Origin of the sequence: Roseimarinus sediminis (genome assembly GCF_050433125.1) — a bacterium.
Lineage (GTDB): Bacteria > Bacteroidota > Bacteroidia > Bacteroidales > Prolixibacteraceae > Roseimarinus > Roseimarinus sediminis.
The window spans coordinates 19901-40737 of the sequence record NZ_JBNPXV010000021.1 but is presented as its reverse complement, the minus strand read 5'-3'; the positions used below and the strand labels follow the sequence as shown (position 1 = coordinate 40737).

Below are 20837 nucleotides of genomic sequence, written 5' to 3'. Positions count from 1 at the left end.
ACCTTCTTTAAGTACATAGCACCGTAGCGGGATGGATGTAGTTCAACCGAAACTCCTCACTGGGCGCTGCGCGCCGCTCAGAGTTCTATTTATTACCGCCTGGTGTTGATTCATTACAGTCTTGTAAACCATTGTTTTTATTTCCTTTACGATTCATTTTTGTATTACATTTAGTCTTTTTTGATTGCAAGTGCAGCGTTTTTTATTTTTTAAATGTCGTCAAATTTTTGGAAATTTAGCACACCGCGCGTTGGCTTTGCAAGCTCTTTGAAAAAGCTTTGGTTGTAGCGTTGGCTGGTGGGGCTTTGGCAATGTGCTTGCAATAGTAAGGATTAATTAATAAAATTTAATTTTTGCCTCGTGAGTTTAAAATATTTTCTCAATTTCGAACAAGACTACTATCTGATGTTGTTTTTTCCTCCAGTCGTTTGGATACAACTCTTTAATTGTATTTTCAAAAAGGTTTTTGTTATTGTACATTTCAGTAAAAAGAAACCAATTTACATTTGAGTTCACGTCACGCGTTCGTGCGTCAGTCCAGTCAGTCGATTCTATTAATAGAATAATCTCCCTCAAAATTGTCTTGTATAACTTTTCCTTCGTACGAAAATAATAATGAATAACCGATTTGTTCACTTTGGCACTTTCGGCAACCTGTTGGAGTTTTGTGCCGTGATAGCCGTATTTCAGAAAGGTTTCCCGGGCGGCGTTAATAATTCTATCTTCTGTACTCAAGGCAGTTCTATCCATTGTTAATTTAAAATCTTAATTTCTCTGTCATAAAACCAAAGCGAAGCACATCCAGCCGGTGGTCGAAATACATGTTGTAATAATCGGAACCATGATAATACTGAACAAAAAGCCCGATGTCTTCCAAAAATTTTGGGTGATAATAAAAAGTAAGGCTCAGATTTAATCTTTCGGCGGAAAAGGCATCGAGTTGATTGTAATCTCCAAACATCCAGGTGGTTTCCCCTTTTAAGGAAATGGCTGGTCTTTCTCCATTGGAAGAAGGTGAGCCTGAATTTAGCTTAAAAATTGAGAACGAATTATGCCATCGGTAACGACTGTAAATCCCCATTAATTCTTCCTGAATAAAACCTTCGGGGTGAACTTCGAACGAAGTTTTGAAAAACTGGTAGGCATTAAAACGTGTATTTAAATTGGTAGCAATAAAACCCAGTTCTAAAAAGTTGGTGGCAAAACTCCCCGATTTTGTATTAATACTGCCATCCTCCAAAAAGAAATTCCCTTCCTGTCCGTTTGAGTGGTGAGCGACACGGCCAAACAGATTTAAAGCCGGTGTTTTATCCAATTCAGTGAGCCGGTAATATACCGTTAGTTGTGGCATGTAACTGGGCGTGCGCACCGGGAACGATTCTTCCTGGTACATCCTGATGATTATTTGGGGTGTTAAAACCCCCATTAACCGGGAGTTCTGACTTTGCCGCAAATAGAAATTCGGTATCACATTTCCTTCAAACCAAAGCGGTTCAATATTCCCAATATCGACTGGAAAGGTGATGTAACTGTTCCCCTGGTTCACCTGCGAAATCAGAGGTAATCCGATGCCTGCAATTGTTTCGTTTTTTTGTGCGGAAACTGACAGTGAAACAAAAGTGATTAGCAGAAAAAGATAAACCCGATTTTTCATTTTTTAGAAGTATATAATCCTGACATTCATTTTTAAATCATCCAATAATTCGAACGAAGCCTTTTGAAATACCGGGCGGTTTGAAATTCCAATGGATTGGTAATTTGAAAATCCGATTCCTTCTTTTGGAAGCAGTAAGCCCTTTTTTATTTTTCCGTTGGAATCCTCGTCGTGCAGAATATTCACCGCGTATTTACCGGCAGGAAGGTTTTGAAAAGTTAATTCAGAATTCCCGTTTTCTATTTTTGCCGTGCTTTTTCGATAGTATTTTTTGTAGTGTTCATCGGGAAACCCATCCGGGGTGGTGTACAAAGTATATTGCACCACCCCGTTTGAATTTCTCAAATTATTTACCCTAATCGTCAACGCAGGTTTTGGTTCTTCTTTTTTATGAAAGGAAGTGAGTAAGAGAAAAACCATTTGCAGTTGGATTATTATCAGCGCATTTTTCATTTTAGTTCTTTTTGCTGAATTTTTCTTTTACCGAATCCACGGCATAATAAACCACCGGAACCAGAAATACAGTGAGAATCAGGGAAGAAAGCAATCCGCCGATTATCACCCAGGCCAGTCCGTTTTTCCATTCGCTGGCGGTTCCCTGGGCAAGTGCAATCGGCAACATTCCAATGGCCATGGCAAGCGTTGTCATTAAAATGGGGCGCATGCGTTCCTTCCCGGCAATGATTAATGCCTCTGTGTAATGTTTGCCTTCGGCTTTTAACTGGTTGGTAAAGTCAACAATTAAAATGGCATTTTTGGTGACGAGCCCCATCAACATAATTAAACCTAACAAAGCAAAAAGTGTAATGTCGTTGGCCGATAAATTTAGTGCCAGAAACGCGCCAATACCCGCAACCGGAATCCCGAACAGCGCCACAAACGGATAAATATAACTGTCGTATAAAGCCACCATAATCAGGTAAATCAGAATAAATGAAATCAACAAAACCGAACCAAGCGCACCAAAACTTTCGTTTTGGGTTTTTATGTCGGCACCCCAGGTTAGTTTCACATTTTCGGGTAGCGGGTGCGATTCGAGGTGGGCAATAACATCGTCGGCCAATGTTCCCGACGGCCGGCCAAACGATTCGGCGGTGAGTGTTACCGAAGCCTGGCGGTCGAGCCGTTCGAGCAGCGAGGGCGAATTATCCTGTTTTACCTCGGCAAACTGCGAAACCGAAATGGGCAGGTTCATCGGATTTATAATGGTCAGGTTCTGAACATCTTCAAAATTTTTCCGGTTAAAATCGTCGAGCCAGATGCGTACCGGATATTCAGTGCCGTTTTCGGTTAACGAGGCGTTTTCATTACCGGTAAAAGCAGTGCGTAAATTCAGCCCCACATAGGCGGTAGTTAAGCCCAGGCGCTGCATTTTATCTTTATCGGGAATCACTTTGTATTCCGGATTTCCTTCAACCACCGAAAGTTGAACATTATCAGCTCCGGGTAAATTTTCAACCACAGCCTGCAAATCTTCGGCGCTATGCATTACCTCCTGCAGATTGGCACCGCTGAGTGTAATTTTAATGGGCGCCGACTTGGGCAACAAACCAATAAAAGCCATGGAAAAGTTGATTCCCGAAAATTCCGATTCCAGTTCATTCCGCAGCGATTTCATAAAAGCCTCTGTTTTTACATTCCGCTCTTCATCGGGTTTTAGCTGAATGGTAAATTCCGATTTATTGGCCGAACCCACGCCCAAACTTCCAATTCCGGTGCTGGGGCCGGCAATGTTGCTAAACAAAGTGGCTACTTCATCGTGTTGTAAAATGTAATTTTCAACCTCTTGCGAAACAATGTTGTTTTGCTGAACGGTGATGGTTTTATCAAATTCAAGGTTCAGGCGAAATTTGCCCTGGTCGCCGGTCGACATCATTTCTTTCCCAATGATTCCCTGTTTCATCATTCCGGCAGTAAAAACCAGCAATAAGAGCACAATTCCTGTAAAAACAAGTTTGTGGTTTAACACCGACTTTAATTGTTTGCCGTACCACTCTATAAAGGTTACCAGCTGGTGTTCGAACCATAGTAAAAAGCGGTTAAAAATATTGGTGGGCTGCAAATCTTCTTTTTTCCCAATGCGCGACGCCATCCAGGGAGTTAAGGTGAAACCAACCAGCAAACTGGTTAAGGTTGAAGTGATTACCACCACGGCAAATTGTTTGAGCATGTCGGCAATAAACACCTGTAAAAACAAAATCGGTAAAAATACCACCACGTCAACCAGGGTGATGGAAAGGGCCGAAAAGCCAATTTCCATACGTCCGTCCATCGAAGCGGTGCGTTTTTCCTTGCCTTTATCTAAATGTCGCTGAATGTTTTCCAGAACTACAATGGCATCGTCAACCAAAATTCCAATAATCAGCGACATGGCCAGCAAGGTCATCAGATTTAAGGTGTAGCCCAGCAGCCACATCACCGCGAAAGCCGTTATCAGCGAGGTGGGAATAGAAATTAAAACGATGAGCGAATTCCGGTAACTGCGCAAAAACAGCAGCATCACAATTGACACTAAAATTACCGCAAGAATTAAGTCGTGCACCACCGAATCAACGGCAGCAATGGTATTGTCGGTTGAGTCGTCGGCAATAATAAATTTTACCCCGGCTTCCTTGTTTTGCTCTTCAATGCCTGCCAGTTTTTCACGCACCAAACCCGAAACATCAACGGCATTGGCATCGCCCTGTTTTTTCAGCAAAAGCCCAATTCCGTTCACACCGTTATAACGGCTTACCGATTCAATTTCCTTCACTCCGTCAATTACATGGGCAACATCTTTTACATACACCGGACTTCCCGGAAAAGGCATGGCAACCTGAACATTCATAATATCGTCTACCGTGGCAAACTTTCCGGTGAGCCGCACCGAATTGTTTACTTTGTCCGACTGCACTTTTCCGGCAGGTAAATCCAAACCCGAACGGTTGATGGATTCAACTACCTGAGCGAGCGAAATTTTATAGAGCCTGAGTTTTTCCTGGTCAACTTTTACCTGTATTTCCCGTTCTTCACCACCCAGCATCGTAATTTCTGCCACACCTTTCAACTGTTGAATTTGCGGAAGAAAATCATCTTTCATTTTCTGAAAAAATTCTGTTTCCGGCAAATTACTGGTAGCACTAATTGAAATAATGGGCAAATCGTTGGGCGAAACCTTACTCATTACCGGACTCTGAATGTCGGCGGGTAAATCGGTGCGGATGTTGTCGATATAGCGCTGCGCATCCTGCATGGCATTGTCTACATTGGTTCCGTATTTCAGGTTGGCAATAATCACCGAGGCGTTGGGCATCGATTTGGTTTCGAGGTAATCAACTCCTTCGAGGTTCGACAGCGCATCTTCAATTTTCCGCGAAACCGAGGTTTCCACTTCCTGAGGCTCAGCGCCCGGGTAAATGGTTTTAATTACCACAACCGGCTGGTTAAAATCGGGCAGCAGTTCGTAACTCAGGTTTTGATACCCGATAATTCCCAGCAGCGCAAACACGCTGAAAAGCACAATTATCAGGGATGGTCGTTTTATCGAAATTTCTGTAATATTCATCGTTCCAGTTATTTTAGTGTGACTTTGGCTCCGTCGAACAAATTGATAAAACCGTTGCTTACAATTTGGTCGCCTTCAGAAATGCCTTCAGAAATAATTACTTTGTCTTCAAAACGTTCGGAAACAGTGATGTTTTGCAAAACGGCGCTTCCGTTTTTAATGACATACACCTGCGGCTGAATGGTGGTTCCAACCATTGCCGAAGCCGGAATACTAATTTGATTTTTGTTACCACCGGTTTTGGCAGCCACTTTGCCAAACATGCCGGATTTGATTTTTAAATCGGCGGTGTTTTTTAGCGCAAGTTGCACAGGGTAACTGTTCCCCATATTTGCATGGCTTCCTACCATCGTAACTTTTCCGTCGAATAAAAGTCCGGGATATACATCGGCCGAAACCTGAGCGATTTGTCCTTCGTTAAATCTCGACAAATCGTTTTCAGGTACATTCACTGTAAATTTTAAGTTCGAAATATCGGTGAGTTGAAGCAAGGGCATTCCGGGGGCGGCAAAAGCACCCACTTCGGTCATTTTAGCAGTGATGATTCCGTTAAATGGGGCGCGAACAGTGGTTTTGCTGATTTGTTCCAGCAGCGTTGCTTTTTGCACCTTGGCTGTTTGTAAACCCAATTCGGCTTTTTCGAGTTGAACGCCCTGGATGGCATCGGCTTTGGCCAAAACAGTAAAACGCCTGACATCTTTTTCCAGTCCTTCAATTTGAATTTCTACACTTTGAAGTTGTAGTTTTAAAAGCGAATTGTCCAACTGAATAAGTGTTTGTCCTTTTTGAACGGAACTTCCCACATCCACCAGCACATCGGTTACTTTTCCCTGAATATCGGCACTCAATTTACTTTCTTTATTTGGTCCGAAAGTGCCTGAATAAAGGGTTTCCTTTGCTGAATTACCTGCGCTAACCGAAAGGACCTGAACGCTGATTGGTTTTTCTTTATCGTACTGATACACTCTTTTCTCTGTGGTTTCCTTGTTGCTTTTCAGTTTAAAAACGGTAAATGCTACAAGTGCCAGAATGACAACGGTATAACTAATTTTTTTTAACATGATGTTTCTGTATTTAATTTTTTAATGACATATTTCCACTTAATTTTTTTAATTCCAAATCGGCTTTCAGGTAGTCGATTATAGCCGATAAATTGCTGGTTTGTGCTTCCCGCACCGCGTTGTCGGCCAGTAAAATATCAGTCAGGGTTGCTGTTCCTTCTTTTTGCTGCAACACCATTTCGCTGTAAACCGTGTTTGCCAGTTCTATCTGATTTTGCGTGTTTTCAATGGTTTGTCTGTTCACCAACCGAAGTCGTTTGGCATTTTCAATCAGCATCTGGTTTTGGTCTTTTACCAGGTCGATTTGTAACTGGTTGTTTGCAATTTCAAGGTTTTTCTGGTTGATTTTTCGTTTGGTGACGGTTCCGTTAAACAGCGGAACCGACAATTGCAACCCTGCAAAAGCGCTGGGGTAAAAGTTGAGGAAATCGTTGGGTTTTTCGTCGTAACCAAAGCCGGTTTGTCCGTAACTTCCAAACAGCGATATTGTGGGTAAACGGGAATCCTTCAGCGTACTTAATTCGCTCGATAAAAGTTTGTTTTGGGTAAGGGCAATCTGCAAATCAACCGGAAGCGAATTGGGGTAGTCAACCTCCTCCTTGTTTTTAACCGCAGTTTCAATTTGTATTTCCTGCTGAATCGGAATTCCCATCGAAAATTTCAGGGCATTCATTACCTGCTCAAAATTGTTCTCCACCAGTTGGCGCTGCGTGTTTAACTGTTCCTTTTGTAATTCCACTTTCGAAACATCACTTTTTTTAATCATTTGCTGCGTGTGCAAGAGTTTTAAATTTTCGAGCAGTTTGCCGGTGTTCAGCAAGTTGCTGTCGATAAACGCTTTTTGGTGAGTCAGTATCTGTGCATTGTAATACAGGTTCGAAATTTCGAAAAACACTTGTTCTTCGGTTTTTTTGTATTGCAGGCCGTTTAACTCCGAAGCAATTTTTGTGGCTTCAATGCCACCGTAAACCTGCGGGTTGTAAACCGGCATGGCCAGTTGAATGTTTGCACCCATGTTGTGAGGCACGCCCATTTGCACTTCCTTGTACAATCCTTCGGGACCGCCAAAAGCCGATTGCGGCATTAACTGGTATGGCAACCCGGCAAAATACTTGTAATCGGCATTCAGGCTGATTTTTGGAATAAGATTGGCTTTTGCCTCGCTTTGTTTTTCTCTTCCGATTTCCATTTTATTTCGGCTCATTTGTAGGTTTTTGTTGTTCACCTGGGCCGTATCGATACATTGCTGCAATGACCAGGTTTGTGCCTCCCCCGCAGAAAAAACGCTTAAGGCAAGCAGCAACAGGAAAGCGTGTTTTGATATGTGAACATTCACAAACCTGTTTGTCCAAATTTTTTTGATTCTCATTTTATTTTAATCTTTTGAAGTTTGTAATTTTTTCATTTCAAGTATAACTTCATGAAACCGTTGTTCGTCTTTCATAAATGTTCTAAAATCAGACAAGATTTTAGTCACCAAAACAGAAGTTGAAACCCTGGTTTTGAAAGTGTTTTCAGTTTTTCCTTTGTTAATAATATCCCTTAAATAATTTTCGGCCAGTTGGCGAATCCGGAGAAATGAATTCGTGATGCTTTTGTCCTTGTTTTTGAGGTTTTTATCAAAAATAATATCCAGGTAATATGGTTTTTGCAGAAACATAAAGTGCAGCTTTTTGAAAATCATTTTTAGTTTATTTTCGGGTGAATCGCTGCTTTGCTCCATACCACTTAAAAATTGAATAATGTCGTTTTCAAAACTGAGTAAAAGAATCAAAAGTATATCATCATCGTTTGTTAACTGCCGGTAAAGTTGGCTTTCTTTTATCTGAAGCTTATCAGCCAAATTATGAACGGTAAGTTCCCCAACACCCGAATTCATTATTATTCCGGCTGCTTTTTCTATAATTTCATTTTGTTGTGTTTTCATAATTCTTTATTTAAAATCTTTCTCCACATTGCGATTAGCTTTTTCCCATCTTTCTGTAAATCAAAATTATGATTGTTTAATTCCCATTTTTTAACCAACAATCTGAATGAACCCATTGTTAGCAAAGCCAAATCTCTTTCATCAATATCTGTTCTTATTTGGTTTTCATTTTGTCCCTGCAAAATAATTGATTCAATTGTTTTAGTTTGAAGCGTGACGGTTTCATTAATTTTGGCTTTTAACATTTCATCATTCTTGAAAATTTCTTCAGAAAAAATTACCGAAACCATTGACGGAGTTTGTGTAAACAAATCCAACATTCGTGAAAACAAAAAATCTAACTTTTCAGTTGCTGTTGCATTATAGTTTTCAACTATTTCAGAAAGCATAATGGCCATTTCTTTAAAATTACTCAGAACACCCAGTAATATATCTGATTTGCTGGCAAAGTGTCGATAAATTGCCGGCTCTGAAATTCCAATCTCTTTCGAAATATTTTTGATGGTTAACCCTTGAATACCTTTCGTATTTATAAGTTCCAGCGCTACCAGTATTATTTCTGCTTGCCTGTCTGTCTGATTATTCATTGTGCAATTATTTTATTTTCGACAAAGTTAGTGATTATTAACTAACATGCAAATAAAAAATTATATTTTATCGTTTGTTAATCATTTTTTTCAAAGTAGTTCACTGATAGAGTTGAAAAATCGTAGTGATTTATGGGCTTCCATCCCTGTTCTTTTAAAACCCTTTTAAGCTCGCGGTTTACCATACCATGGGCTACTACAATCGTTATTTCGTGTGTGCTTGTATATTCAATTAACTTTTGTGAATAATCCCGGAGCTCTCTTTTGCGTTGCTGGTAATCTTCTTTATCCTTACTGTTTATACCCATCATCCATGTTCCACGCGAAATGAGGAACCATACTTTAACAGGCATTTGAACCGCCGGAAACTTAACAACCGGGTAGTCGAGCTCAACAAGAACACTGTCTTTTTTAATTACCACATTTTCCCCAAATAGTATTGAAGCCGTTTCTGCCGCTCTTTTAAGCGGACTGCAAAAAATGGTATCCACGGTTTCGAAGTTTTCAATTTTTACTTTGATTTCGTTGGCATTGAAATTCCGGATTTGCGCCCGATTGTATTGTTCTTTGTATAAATGCGCAGCGTTTGGCTATTATGGATCGATTTGTGCCACCGATTTCGGTCGGTTAGTGCCAGGTATTTCGGTTCAAACTATGCCAATTTTTACGGTTTGAATTGTGCCACCTGAGATGAAGCCGATCCTTTTACGGTTCGTTTTGTGCCATTTTGAAAGATCAAGTTAAACCTGCTATATCGCAATAAAAAAAAATAAAACGATATGGCCAATACACTTGATTCGATGGACTTGAAACAAATTATTACTTTACACACAGATGGTTTAAGTAACCGAGAGATTGGAGAGCTTTTAGGTATCTCCCGGAATACAGTAAATAACTACATGCAGCTTTTTAAAGCAGGTGAACACACCTTTGAAGAGTTGTTAAAGATGGAAAATCCGCAACTCAAAGAGCTCTTCACTTTCCACACTACCATTAACAACAATCGGTATGATGAGCTAATGGGGTACTTTGACAAGGTTAACCAGGCCAGAAACCATCCCGGTTTTACTTTCCAGTTCCATTACGAGGAATATAGGTTACAGGTCAAGAACCCTTATAGCTATACCCAGTTTTTAGAGCATTACAAGAGAAAGTATGCCAAGATCAAAGGCTCAATGAAGTTGGAACACGAGGCTGGTAAAGAGGTTTATATTGATTTTGCTGGTAAAAAGCTTGAAATAGTTGATAAAGAAACCGGTGAATTAATAGCAGTCGAGGTATTTGTTGCTATCCTCCCGAACAGTCAATATACTTACGTAGAGGCTTGTTTAAGCCAGAAACGTGAAGATATGATCCATTGTATGGGAAATGCCCTGTCTTATTACGGAGGTGTTCCAAAAGCCATCGTGTCAGACAACCTAAAATCGGCCGTTACCCGGGCAAGCAAACATGAACCGGAGATTAACCGCACGTTTAAAGATTTTGCCCATCATTATGGGTGTGTAATAAACCCAACAAGAAGTTATTCCCCACAAGATAAAGCTTTGGTTGAAAATGCTGTTAGCCTTGTATATCAAAGGATTTACTATCCTTTACGGGATATGACATTTTTTAGTCTGGATGATTTAAACCGTGAAATCAGGAAGCTTTTAGGGCCATATAATGACCTGCTTTTTCAACGCAAACAAAGTAGCCGTAGGGAACTGTTCCAATCGGTCGAACGAGCTTATTTAAAGTCCTTGCCCCAAAACCGGTACGAGATGAAAGACTACTGTAGGGCAAAAGTCCAAAAGATCGGGTATGTTTACTTCTCACCCGATAAAAGCTATTACAGTGTCCCTTATCGGCATATCGGGAAATCAACCATGATACATTATACCAGATCAACTGTAGAGGTTTACTTTTACCATGAACGGATCGCTTTTCATAGACGCAATCCTGCCATGGGCGTTTACAATACCAACAAAGAACATCTTAGCAGTAGCCATAAAGCCTATACCGAGTGGAGCCCCGATTATTTTAAAAACAAAGCAGCCAAACATGGTAATAACGTTGTTGCGTTAATAAGTAAACTGGTCGACACTGCAGATTATCCGGAAACAGCTTACAAGAGATCTATGGGCATTATACAGTTACATCGCACCTATGGTTCTGAAAGACTTGACAAAGCTTGTGAAAGAGCTTTGTTTGCCGATACATGTTCTTATAAAAGGATCAGCAATATATTGAAGAACAATCAGGACCAATACCCTTTACCGGAGGAACAATTAACGTTACCTCATATCCCTTCCCATGAGAACCTGCGGGGGGCTTCAGCTTATAAATAATCATTAAAACAAATAATATGGACAATAATCAAACAATCGAAAAATTAAGGCAGATGCGTTTAAGTGCCATGGCCGACCTACATTTGCAACATGTGAAAAACAACAAATTAAATGATGCCACACCTGACGAGTATCTTGCCCTGCTCACTGAACACGAATGGGAAAACAAACAAAACCAGAAAATGAACAGATTAATAAAACAAGCTGGATTTAAACAAAAAGCAGATATTGCAGGGGTTGATCATGCTGTGCCAAGGAACCTTGACAAAAACATGTTTAACCGCTTAGCTACCATGGAATTTATGAAACGAAAAGAAAACATAATTATCACAGGTGCTTCCGGTGTTGGCAAGAGCTACCTTGCGCAAGCTTTAGGACATCATGCATGTATAACTGGTGACAGGGTTGTCTATACTAACACGGCAAGGCTTTTTACCAAGTTAAAACTATCAAAAACTGATGGCACTTACATTAAAGAATTGGAGCGATTGCAAAAAGTCAACCTATTAATTTTGGACGATTTTGGCCTGCAGGCTTTTGATAGTATGTCCCGTGAAATGTTAATGGATATTATTGATGACCGGTATAATAAAATGTCAACAATAATATCATCCCAAATACCGGTATCAGTTTGGTACGACATTATTGGCGAAGGAACAATTGCTGATGCTATTTTGGATAGAATTGTTAACTCATCGCACAGAATCGACCTAAAAGGTGAATCGATGAGAAAAGGAGTTTTAAAATCCGAAAACTAAAAATTTTTGTATTATTGTAACATCTTTCAAAGTGGCACTGTTTGACCGAAAAGAGTGGCACGGTCTGACCGAAATCACCAGCGTTTGAATTTCCCCAACCCGGGTTTTTAATATCAACCTTAGCGTGCCTGATTAAATATATTTTTGAAGGGGGCTGACTTTTACCCGTTAACATCAGTGTTGCAAAAAGCAAAAAAACAAAAATCCTTACCATGATTAAAACTGATAGTTTACAGTGAAATTCAAAAGCTGATCCTCGCTGCTGATTGCATAAGAAACATTTAGTGTTGCCATATCGAAGGGTGAAAACCAAAATCCAATGCCTGTGCCATTGTGCCAACGTTTTGATGTTTCATTTTTTAGCCAAACCCGCCCAGTGTCATTAAAGAATAAAACTCCGATGGTACCATTCATAAGATAAGTTTGAAACTGTTTCATCCGTACCCTGATTTCAGCGTTTAAATAAAGGCTTGCATCTCCATAAAAACGGGTTTCACGATGAGCTCTTAAATTCTCTTTATTCCCAAGTTTTGCCGCCTCATGAAAAGCATAATTGCCATAAAGTTTTTCACCACCTGCGCGGAGTGCATAAACCACCCTCGGCCTCTGCGAAAAACTCAGATAAGTAGTCCAATCGCCCGAAAGTTTGAAAAAATTATCGGTTTGCGCATTAAGTCCAACAAAATAACCGGCCTGCGTTTTTATATGCGTTCCACGGGTTGGAAATGCGGTACTTCCGGCAAATTCTTTTTCTGCTTTTCCATTTTGCCGGGCACCGGTATTTAAAATGTATTTAAAATAAATACCGGCATAAGAATGTGCCAACAAATCGTTATCACTAAGGTTATTGGAGGGAAGAGATATAAACCTGTCGGGAGTTTCCTCTGCATCTGCAAACAAATACCGGATTCCCGGCCCGGCTTTATGAACTTCATTGTTATCTATCCATTTTAAAAAATCCATTTGGGCAAAACTCCGTTTCATCTGCAAACGGTAAAAATCGATGTTGTTTGCATCTGAATTCCATGCGGTCTCATTACCCAAACCAAAAAAATTACCTGCATACCCACTTGAGTTGTAGCCAGCATTGAAATTAATTTCTACATGACGAAGCGGATAAATGTTATATGCATTAAACAGGAGATTATACGAATTAGTTGCCAATGCATAATTACCCATAATTTCGTATCTGCGTTTTTGGTAGCGCGAATATTTGGTAAAAATGGGGCCACCGCCAATATATATTCCATCATCAGGATTAAAACCAGAATAAATTCCCGGATACACAATGTCGTATTCAAAGTTTTCCCGGTCGTATTCCAATTTTTCTTTATCAAATTTATTTCTTATTCTTCTCTGGTTCCCTTCGCCAACTATTGTATTTTTTTTATCATAAAGTGAAACACCTTCCTGAACACCTAAGTTAAAGCCGACTACTTCATCATTATCTTCGCCCCCAATAATTTTTAATTTGATGTTGTCTGAACTGAATCCGTACTTTTCAAACCTGTCTTTGCCCTGCAGTCCATACAGGTTGATTATTTTGGTTTCGTCACTAGTAAATTTCCGGTCAAAAAAACATTCTCCTTTTTCTTCGTTATTCAATAATTTATACCCTCTAATTCGCAGATTTTCATCACCGTAAATAATTTCAAAAAAATCGTTTTTATTGGTTCCGTAAATGTTTACTTCTCTGGCAAGCGATAAGTATAATTTACGGGCCATTGTTTCCAGGTTATCAAGGCGGCTTTTTAAAATCTGCCCGGTTTCCTGGCCACAAATGGAGTAGACTTCAGGTGGAAAGGCCAGCATTGCAGAATCAATTTCACCATTGCCAAGCAGAATCTTTACGGTATCGATTTGGGAAAGCCAGTCGCTCCAACTGCAATTGATTAAAAAAGTACGGTCGAAATAACGTGCGTTAAACGATTGTCCGTCCATGTTTTTGGTCATTTCGTCGAAACCCTGAATTTTTGGGAGCAACCATCTTCGCGCGCTTATCCAGGGCAATATCCCTTCATTTAAGAAGAAAGCCTGATCGCGGTCGCGGGGTATCGGTTTATAAATTATTTTACCGTTTTGTTCAACTCCAGCCCATCTCCACTGGTCATCGTGCCGATCCCAATCGTTAATAAGAACATCGAAAAGACGGGCACGAACCACAGCATTTTTATCTATGGTATAATTGTGGTTTTTGGTAATATTCTCCACGAGGTCTTCGGTTGAAATAACTTTTGCAGAAATTCCGGCACTATCATTTATCGGGTAATCCTTATCAGGTCTCTCTTCAAAGAGAAAAAGTTGATTTGCCACATCGTTTCTGTAAATCCCAAAACGCGGGTCATCGGGTACATAAAATATCTCTGGATTTGTGTGTAAAATCCTGGACTGGTTGGCAAGCCTTGCCACAACCGGCGCTGCATAAGGGTTTGAAGCTGAAATCTGGTCTTGTACGATGTCAACTGCAAAAGTATTTCGCAGCTCTTTTGGCAAGGCCCCATCCACATTTTTATCGACAGATCGAAGCACATATTGCGCACCATTTGTATCCTCAAGCCGCAACGAGTAAGTTTGTTGCCCGCCACCGCGTTTTATAATTCTTAGTCCACCATTTTTGCTCCCAATATCGAAAACCGGAAACTTCACTGGTAATTCCCAGACATTACGGTAATTCTCTCCCAGCAATTTGTATTTTGATTGTGAAATTTTGTACCGATTGCTGGCAATTTCGCTAACACTGTCGGGCAACAAAAAGGTTTCGGTTGTGCCTTGTTTTTCATCCGACAAAGTTTTATTGTAAATTCTTTTAGTGAAAAGAACCTCTGAGCCACTTGAAAAAGTTAATGAACATTCGCCATTGGGGTTAAAATCAAGCCGGGCAAAACCTGTTTGACTGGCGCCAAATTCAACAAGATTTTTTCTCACATATTCCGGCTTGCCCCACGCACCGGAAATAACAAAATGCGACTTTTTGTATTGAAAATACTGCAAATTGGCTTCACCACCCGAAACATATAAAACATCAGGATATTTTTCAAGAATGGAAAGGATACCATTTCTGAATCCACGGAAATCAGGATGCTGGTTGTCGATATTTGTACCAGGTAATTTTCTGAAGAAAGTTTTAGGAGTTTCCAGCATCCATTGTTTTAGCGAAAAATAACCACTTGTATTCCCAAAACTTTTTAATGAATGAGAACCTGCCAAAACAATATGTTTTGACGAATAATTCCGGCGAATGGCATCTTCAATCTGCAACAAAACATCGGATTGAGATTCGATGCCGCACTTGTTAAAACGCCTGTCGAATTTATGTACCCACCAATATGTGTCGAGTAAGATTACTACAACATGTTCATCCAAAATAATTTCTTTTGGTCCCGGACAGGCAGCTTCGGGAAGGTAAACCGGCATTTTAAAATTCTCTTGTAATTCAGTCGCCATCTGAATGAGGAATTCTTTCCCGTTACCCGTGCCATTTAACCATTCAGCCTTTCCCGGAGCAATTAAAATTGGAATTTCAGAATCAGTACCATCAACAGGCAATTGTGGATTTCCTTTGCTATTGATGGTATTTCCGGTAAATAAACAGGCGATGTTGTTTGATTCGTTCAATTGTTTTTTCCATTCGGCCCACAAAGAACTGTCGTTTAGTTCATCGTTTGTGTTTCCGGTAATCAGGATGCTGAAACAATCAGTCTGCTGCGCATAAATATTGCTGCCTAAGAATATTATCCCTAAAAACAGGGAATAAATGAAAGTATATTTTAAACATGTATTTCCCATTCCTAAAATCCTTAACCAAAGGGAATTAATCAGATGAATTTCTTCAATTTAAATAAACACAAACAAAAACGCGGCAACGGTGATTATCAGTCCAACCATAAAAACGTTGTAAGCCCAGCGAAGCAGTTTGTATTTTCTTGCTAAAACTATCCCGAGCGAGTACTGGTCTTTTGTGAGTGTTGAATACAAATACGGATTGTTGTCGATCATTTCACTTATCGCCTTCTCGTAATCTTCAGGTTTCATTTGATAAAAATTTCCAAAAAACAGCAAGTTCACTTTCTGCTGCTGAATATCGTTTTTTGTGAATTTTCTTTTTGAAATATATGGGCGTGTTGAAAGTATGGCCAGCACAATTGTTGACAAACTAAACAAAATGAAAATGACGGTGGGAATAATAATTGTGGACTCTTGTTTAAACTTACTCACCAGGGCAACCAGGGCAATCGAAATTATTATCCCGTTGAGCGAAATCAGAATATTCGATTTGTTATCCGCAATCTGACTCAGGTTAATTTGGTTCCGGGCGGTGAGTTTAAACATAGAATCGACGCCGCGTGAATATTTTTTGGAGTAAATCGCCTTTTCTTCCCGCTTTTTAATCTTTTCTTTTAATTGTTCCAAATTTTTGGCTTTTGTTTCATCAAGTCTGTTTTTACAATAACCGGTGTAGTAAGAATGTTCTTCAAAAAACTTTACAGAATTTTTTTCGAATTCAGCCTTGCTCATTTTCCGGATTCCTGCATCTTTTTGTTCCTGAAATAATTTCGCGGCCAGTTCAAAATAGTTTTCTTGTCCCAAATGCATAAGGTCGGCATCGCACAAAACTTTTTCGGTTAAACAACCTGCATTTTGAGGATAAGTAGTGGCTAAAATACACGCACTAACTTTTGTCCTTATTTCAGAATCAACATTTTGATGCATTAGAAAATTGTCGGCTATTTTGGCGCTTTCCGCTTCGTGCCCCTGATAAGTTTTTACATATCCCGTATCGTGAAACCAGGCAGCAATGCGCAAAACAACCATTTCTTCCTCAGAAAGTCTTTCGCCGGTGCCAATTAAAACGGTATTTTCAACAACATTTTTTGTATGTTCCAGCGTATGATAGAAATATTTCTCTGGTGTTTCCTTTTGCAATAGATTGGCAACAAATACCGCTGCATCATTAAGAATTGTTTCATTTGTTTTCATCATGATATTAATTAAAATTTTTCATGCTCTCTTCGTTCAAAATATAAATTGAAAGTGTTTGGTTATACCCTTTAACCATTACTGGTTGCTGAGGGATAAAAACTACTTTTTCTTCAGGCTCAAGCTGTATAAATACCTCATCCGAAATAGTTAACTGAGCGTTGTATGTTTTGTTGAGTTGTTCGATTCTTGACGCGATAATAACAACACTCCCTGTAATTGAATATTGTTTTCGTAGGGAAGAACCGATGTTACCAATTACCGCCTGTCCGTAATGTAAACCAATTCCTATCTTTGTTTTTGGGATATTTCCTGCTTTATTTTCGCTTTTTACTTTTTCAATTATTTGAATGGCGGCTATTACCGCGTTTTGCGAAATATTACCACTGTCCACGGGAGCGCCAAAAGTTGCCATAAAACCATCGCCTAAAAACTGGTTAATTACCCCATTGTGCATTTGCACAATGTCAATCATAAAATGAAAGAGTTTATTCAGATAGTTCACCACTTCCTCCGGAGTATGGCTTTCAACAAAAGGGGTGAAATCGCGGATATCGAGAAACATAACACAAACCATTTTCCGGGCACCGGATAGTTCATCCTTTTTATCGAGAATACTCGCTGCAATCTGTGGTGAAATTTGCTGCCCAAACAGGTCGATTACTTCATTCTTTTCCTTTACGTTTTCCCAGGAAATTATCATCTTCATTTTAATTAAATTGGCTACAAAACCGGCTGCAATCCCCGAAATTATTAAGATTACACCCTGCCCCAGGTATTGCATTCCAGTTAAGTCGGGGTGAAAACGGTCAACCGGTACATTACTAAATTGGCTCGAATAATAAATTGAAATTGCAATAAATTCGAAAGCAGCCAAAATTCCGGTAAACACCGATAATTTCGCATCGAGCCGCAAGGTGGACAGAACAATAAAAATAAAATAAGTGAGGGTTGCCGGAGACTGCAAGATTACCGTTTGATGCGTATATTCCAAAATAAAAATGAATAAAACAGAAAGCAGGCTGATTTCCGAAAAAACATTGAAATAGGTAAAAACATAACGGTGCTTTATAAACAGTAAAATTCTTCTCCCTAAAAAATAATGAACAAACGACTCGTAAAAAATAATTATAACAGTAAAAATCAGTATAGCATAAAGCGCAATCCGGGTGTTAAACAATTCATAGTATTGTTCGCTGTAAAAAAGATAAATAACAATCAGAAGAAAGGCCTCGAGCGCTAAAAGACCGATTAAGAGCAATGCGCGTAAACGTTCACTTTTCGAAATTTCGATATTGAATAACTCATTGACTGATAAAGTCTCTTTCATCGTATTTGTGAATTACAATTTTATAATCATTCTGAAATTGTATGTTCTTTTTATAATACGACAAAGTTTGTTAATATTAACTAACTTACAAAGTTATTTATATTATTTTTTTTCATCTTTTCCATTTCATAAAGGAGTAATTGCAAAAAGGCTACGATATATTACTATTTTAAAGTTGTAGAATCTCAACTTTATTGTGATATGAAATAAAAATCATTTAAAAGCTCATTTCAGCCCTGAACCGAATTCCGCCCTTGTCGGCAAAACCACTGTTGATATAGGAATTTCCCAATTGACGGACATATTCTACTCGCAGAACTTTAAAAATATTTGTAACTCCAACACCAATTTCAGTATAAGGTTTTTGTTGTTCACTTGAATAATAATCAGGTAAATCGAATACTCCTTTGTAACTATTGTTCAATTTGCCATAATGCGATTTTAGCGAAACCATTTCGCGCAATTTCAAAGTTTTAATAAAAGGAATTTTATTAAAAATTACACCTCCTCCGTTGTAATCGATATGTATATTGGTGTATAAATTATGTGCGAACGAAGCGTGGTGCAAAAGGTTGAACCTGTATTTTGCAAAACCCAGCGACATCGAACCCACAGGCTGGTCGAGCAAATCGTAAGGTGCGTCTCCAAACAAATATCCACCGTTTACCATGTAACGCATAAAAGTTTGTCCCATATTTATTTTCCCCGAAATTGAACCATGCAATTGCGAATAAAGTCCTAACGAGTTATTTTCACCCGTGGGTAAATGGGTTTTACCAATGTCCCAGCTAATGTTAATTACAGGAATTTGGTCGATATAATAAACCCGAGTGAAATAATATTTGTCATAATACTGACCAAACGCCAGTCGAAGATTCATTAATATACCATAGTTTTCATACGTCTGATAATTAATGCCATTTCGTACAAATTGTACTTCGGGCGTACTTTTGCTTGAAAGAAAGTAGGGCGAAATTTCAAGTGTAACATCTTCACGGGCATTGTATTCAAATATCACATTAAAATTTGTTTCTTCCTTTAAGTACGGATTTCGTTCGTACGAAGTAAAGGCGGCAATAAAATTCCCGTTGCCCTTGGTGTTTGGGTTTTTCTTGATGAATCTGAGGAATTTATCTTGTGAAACCAAATTATAATCGTTGGAGTAATTTGCCCTTAAAACAAATTTGTCGGTGGGTAAAGGTTGGTATGCCGCATTTACACCAAATTTGAATTCGTTGTTTTTTGTTCCGTAACCCACGAAACCACCAACTGTAAAATTTGTAAACAGTTCTTCGCCTGTGCGAAGAGGAACGGTAAATCTGTGTCCCTCAATTTCGTTTGTACTGTAAATGTCAAATACAGGCCCGATTTCAATTTTGCCTGTGTTGATGTAACTGGTTAAAACCATGCCGCCAATCGCGTCAATTCCTTTTACTACATCGTTTTCTTTAAGTTTATCAATGCGCAGGTATGCATCTTCATCCAACTGAGTGGAAGTAAATTCGGGCTGGTTTTTCCATTCGCGTGCACGAACATTGTTTAGTCGTTTTGCGGTAGAATACTGCGTAGTTTTATTTACTAACCAATTTCCTGCCGAGATTTCGTTGATACGTTCGGAATCGTATTTCGAAACCGTATCTTTATTCATCGCCAATGACATATTAAAACTAATTTCTTGGTTGTTGTAAAACCAGATATTTTCGTCTTCCGTTTGTTTATATGAAACTGTTGCCTGAAAACCGTTAACAAAATTTATGTTTGCTTCTTTTTGAATGTATGCATAAATATGGGTAAGTGCAAACGTTTCTCCATCAACGGTAAAGCGGCCTGTAAACAGTGGGTTGTATTTATTTTTTGGAGTAAACGAAAAACTGTAAAACAACTTCCCGTCAACCATAGTGCTGTCGTTTAAAAAAATGTCGTAATTCAATCTTGCTGTATTACTAATGGGCGATGAGAAACCACGACCCAGAATATTTATCTGTTCCTGATAAAAATCGAGGTCAACCACTACATTCAATAAAATCAGGCTTTCGATGGTTTGGTTCAGTTTTGGAAAAATACCGTCTTTTTTAGTGTACACAATACTATCTTTATGATTTCTGTTTGAGGTTCCTAATTCAGCAAGGTAAATCGGTGAAAACTTTAAATCGTGCCCATCCATTTTGACGGTTACTTCATCTAAATTATTGATGATTCGTTTAGTACGGGCTGTCGAATCCAGTGCAACGTAAACGGTAGTACGGGCAAAAGTTTTGTAATTGTTTACCCGTTCCATATTTTCCTGATTTGATTTTTTGTGTTCAAGAATTTGTTTGAACAATACCTTTGCTCGGGAAACTTCTGGTTTTACGCGCACTTCGCCCAACTCTTTCACATTCTCAACCAACGAAACTGATATGGGCATCATAGTTCCTTTTTCAATTTTAATCTCCTTTTGAAAATAGCCCACCGACGAAAAGCAAAGTGTATCTTTTATCCCTAACGGTAATTTGAAATCGCCGTTAATATCTGACATCGTCCCCTGATTTGTTCCTTTAAACCAAATGTTTACAAAAGGCAAAGGTTCGTTTGTTTTTGCATCTGTTACATTTCCTATGATTTCATTGCCGAACACGCCAAATGAAGAAAATGCCAGAATAAGTAATATTAGGATTTTATACCTCATTATA

The 20837-nt window shown here is 39.1% G+C and carries 15 protein-coding genes; 2 read left to right on the top strand and 13 right to left on the bottom strand.

Going from position 1 to position 20837, the window contains the following annotated elements:
• Positions 1-366 precede the first annotated feature (366 nt).
• The 9 genes from FHS86_RS18230 to FHS86_RS18190 form a co-directional block, all read right to left on the bottom strand.
• Complete coding sequence (locus FHS86_RS18230) at positions 367-750, bottom strand: TetR/AcrR family transcriptional regulator (protein WP_429417210.1); 384 nt, start codon at positions 748-750, stop codon at positions 367-369.
• Positions 751-757: 7 nt separating this feature from the next.
• Positions 758-1654 (bottom strand): hypothetical protein, encoded by an 897-nt coding sequence (locus FHS86_RS18225; protein ID WP_429417208.1) that lies wholly within the window; start codon positions 1652-1654, stop codon positions 758-760.
• 3 nt (positions 1655-1657) lie between these two features.
• Entirely contained in the window at positions 1658-2107 is a 450-nt protein-coding gene (locus FHS86_RS18220) for a DUF2141 domain-containing protein (protein ID WP_429417205.1), read from the bottom strand.
• 1 nt (position 2108) lies between these two features.
• Positions 2109-5198, bottom strand: coding sequence for an efflux RND transporter permease subunit (locus tag FHS86_RS18215; RefSeq protein WP_429417203.1), 3090 nt, complete (start codon positions 5196-5198; stop codon positions 2109-2111).
• A gap of 8 nt (positions 5199-5206) precedes the next feature.
• Entirely contained in the window at positions 5207-6259 is a 1053-nt protein-coding gene (locus FHS86_RS18210; RefSeq protein WP_429417200.1) for an efflux RND transporter periplasmic adaptor subunit, read from the bottom strand.
• 13 nt (positions 6260-6272) lie between these two features.
• Entirely contained in the window at positions 6273-7628 is a 1356-nt protein-coding gene (locus FHS86_RS18205) for a TolC family protein (RefSeq protein ID WP_429417197.1), read from the bottom strand.
• Between the two features lie 6 nt (positions 7629-7634).
• Positions 7635-8186: a hypothetical protein gene (locus tag FHS86_RS18200; RefSeq protein ID WP_429417195.1), complete on the bottom strand. Its 552-nt coding sequence runs from the start codon at positions 8184-8186 to the stop codon at positions 7635-7637.
• Positions 8183-8773 (bottom strand): TetR/AcrR family transcriptional regulator, encoded by a 591-nt coding sequence (locus tag FHS86_RS18195; RefSeq protein WP_429417192.1) that lies wholly within the window; start codon positions 8771-8773, stop codon positions 8183-8185. Before FHS86_RS18195 ends, FHS86_RS18200 begins: the two co-directional genes overlap by 4 nt.
• 77 nt (positions 8774-8850) lie before the next feature.
• Positions 8851-9264 carry a histidine phosphatase family protein gene (locus tag FHS86_RS18190; protein WP_429417189.1) on the bottom strand — a complete coding sequence of 138 codons (414 nt, stop codon included), beginning with the start codon at positions 9262-9264 and terminating at the stop codon, positions 8851-8853.
• A gap of 288 nt (positions 9265-9552) precedes the next feature.
• Between FHS86_RS18190 and istA the strand changes: the two genes are divergently transcribed.
• Both istA and istB read left to right on the top strand, forming a co-directional pair.
• Positions 9553-11100 (top strand): IS21 family transposase, encoded by a 1548-nt coding sequence (gene istA / locus FHS86_RS18185; RefSeq protein ID WP_429417187.1) that lies wholly within the window; start codon positions 9553-9555, stop codon positions 11098-11100.
• A gap of 17 nt (positions 11101-11117) precedes the next feature.
• Complete coding sequence (gene istB / locus FHS86_RS18180) at positions 11118-11858, top strand: IS21-like element helper ATPase IstB (RefSeq protein WP_429417184.1); 741 nt, start codon at positions 11118-11120, stop codon at positions 11856-11858.
• Positions 11859-12074: 216 nt separating this feature from the next.
• Here the strand turns inward: istB and FHS86_RS18175 are convergent, their stop codons facing one another.
• The 4 genes from FHS86_RS18175 to FHS86_RS18160 form a co-directional block, all read right to left on the bottom strand.
• Positions 12075-15644: a hypothetical protein gene (locus FHS86_RS18175; protein ID WP_429417182.1), complete on the bottom strand. Its 3570-nt coding sequence runs from the start codon at positions 15642-15644 to the stop codon at positions 12075-12077.
• Positions 15645-15692: 48 nt separating this feature from the next.
• A complete protein-coding gene (locus tag FHS86_RS18170) occupies positions 15693-16835 on the bottom strand; it encodes a Pycsar system effector family protein (protein ID WP_429417179.1) in 1143 nt (380 codons plus the stop codon).
• 7 nt (positions 16836-16842) lie between these two features.
• Positions 16843-18165, bottom strand: coding sequence for an adenylate/guanylate cyclase domain-containing protein (locus FHS86_RS18165; protein WP_429417177.1), 1323 nt, complete (start codon positions 18163-18165; stop codon positions 16843-16845).
• Positions 18166-18382: 217 nt separating this feature from the next.
• The gene (locus FHS86_RS18160) at positions 18383-20833 is read right to left on the bottom strand and encodes a DUF5686 and carboxypeptidase-like regulatory domain-containing protein (RefSeq protein WP_429417174.1); all 2451 of its coding nucleotides are present in this window, start codon (positions 20831-20833) and stop codon (positions 18383-18385) included.
• Positions 20834-20837: the final 4 nt, after the last annotated feature.